Annotated in this window: 2 protein-coding genes; both read left to right on the top strand. The window is 71.7% G+C overall.

Going from position 1 to position 2,178, the window contains the following annotated elements; all coding sequences use genetic code 11:
• Positions 1 to 1,271, top strand: a 1,271-nt coding sequence (locus tag OOT08_RS18165) for a Mur ligase family protein (protein WP_325094289.1), incomplete at its 5' end; no start/stop codon positions are given.
• The coding region (locus OOT08_RS18170; protein WP_325094290.1) for a UDP-N-acetylmuramoyl-tripeptide--D-alanyl-D-alanine ligase at positions 1,268 to 2,178 on the top strand (911 nt) is incomplete at its 3' end. The genes OOT08_RS18165 and OOT08_RS18170, both read left to right, overlap by 4 nt.

The following is a 2,178-nucleotide window of genomic DNA, read 5'->3' on the forward strand; positions in this document are numbered from 1 at the left end:
GACTCCCCGTGCTCACCACCCCCAGCCCGCGGGCGGTCCTCGGCGCGGTCTCCGCGCTCGTCTACGGCACGGAGCTCGGCGAGGCGAAGACCTTCGCCATCACGGGCACCAACGGGAAAACGAGCGTGGTCTACCTGCTCGCGGCCCTGCTGGAGGCGGCGGGCATCGTCCCCGGCCTCAGCTCCACCGCCGAGCGTCGCATCGGCGAGACCGTGATCGAGAGCGCCCTGACGAGCCCCGAGGCCTCGGAACTGCACGGGCTCCTCGCCCGGATGCGCGAGGAGGGCGTCGGCGGCGTCGTCCTGGAGGTGTCCGCCCAGGCCCTCGTCCGGCACCGCGTCGACGGGGTCCGCTTCGACGTCGCGGCCTTCAACAACTTCTCCCAGGACCACCTGGACGAGTTCGGCAGCATGGAGGAGTACTTCGCCGCCAAGCAGCGACTGTTCACCCCCGAGCACGCCGAGCGCGGCGTCGTCGTGGTGGACGGCGAGCACGGCCGCCGCATCGCCGCCGAGGCCGCGATCCCGGTCACCACGCTCGCCACCGAGTACGGCCAAAAGGCCGACTGGCACCTCGCGATCACCCGGCAGTCGCTTGACGGCGTCTCCTTCGTGCTCACGGGCCCCAACAGCGCCTACTTCCGCGGCCGCGTGCCCGTTTTCGGCCGCTTCATGGCGGAAAACGCCGCCCTCGCGCTGATCATGCTGCACGAGGCCGGGATCACCCTGGACCGGGTCGCCGCGGGGCTGCCCCGCTCCGGCGAGATCCCCGTCTACATCCCTGGCCGGCTCGAAGAGATGACCGCGGGCGGTGCTGGCCCCCGCTTCTTCGTGGACTACGGGCACACCGCCGGGGCCTTCGCCTCGATGCTCGAGGCCCTGAACGAGGTCGTCGACGGCAAGATCATCATGATGTTCGGCGCCGACGGGAACCGGGACACCACGAAGCGCGCCGAGATGGGCGCGGTCGCCGCGCGCGGGGCGCACACCGTGATCATCTGCGATTACCACCCCCGCGACGAGGACCCCGCTGACATCCGCGCGCAGCTGCTGGCGGGTGCCCGGGCGGTCGGCGGCCGCGCCGAAATCCTCGAAATCGGGGACCCGCGCGCGGCCATCCGCGCGGCCATTTCCCGGGCGGGGTCCGGAGACGTTATTCTGTATGCTGGCCCGGGCCACGAGGACCACCAGGAGGTGGCCGGCAACATGTTGCCGTATTCGGCTCGGGACGAAGTGCGCGGGGCCCTCCGCGAGTCAGGACTACTACCGTGATTTCTCTCTCCCTGCGTGAGCTCGCCGAGGCCGTCTCCGGACGCCTGGTGCTCGCCTCGGATACGCAGGACGCCGCGACGCTCGTCTCCGGCGACTCCCAAACCGATTCCCGCGAGGTGACCGACGGTCAGCTCTTCTTCGCCAAGCGCGGCGAGGAAACCGACGGGCACCGCTTCGTCGGCACCGCGATCGACCGGGGCGCGGCCGCGGTCGTTGTCGAGCACGAGGTGCCGGAGGCCGCCGGCCGCGTGCCGCAGATCGTGGTCGCCGACTCCGTCGACGCGCTCGGCGCGCTCGCGACCGAGGTCGTGCGGCGCGCCCTGGCCCGGGACGGCGGCGAGGGTGCCCCCCTGCGCATCGTCGGGATCACGGGCTCCAACGGCAAGACGACGACGAAGAACCTGCTCGCCGCCATGACCGAGCGCCTCGGCAGCACGGTCGCCTCCGAGAAGTCCTTCAACAACGAGGTCGGCGGCCCGATCACGATGCTCCGCGTCACGGAGGACACCCGCTACCTCGTCGCCGAGATGGGCGCGAGCGCCGAGGGCGAGATCGAACGCCTGACCCGGATGGCCCCGCCCCACATCGGCATTGTGCTCTCGGTCGGCCTCGCCCACGCGGGCGAGTTCGGCGGCATCGAGGCCACCTTCCGCGCGAAGAGCGAGATGGTTCGCGCGCTGCCGGAGGGCGCCGTCGCGATCCTGAACCGGGACGACCCGCGAGTCGCCTCGATGGCGGAGTTTTCCCGGGCCCGCGTCCGCTTCTTCGGGCTCGGCCCCGACAGCGACGTCCGCGCCTCCGAGGTGGTGGCCTCGGCCACCGGCACGACCTTCACCCTGCACCTGGGCGAGCGGAGCGCCCCCGTGCGCTTCCGGGTGCTCGGCGAGCACCACGTGATGAATGCCCT

It is taken from the genome of Leucobacter sp. M11 (assembly GCF_035726885.1).
Lineage (GTDB): Bacteria > Actinomycetota > Actinomycetes > Actinomycetales > Microbacteriaceae > JAPFRB01.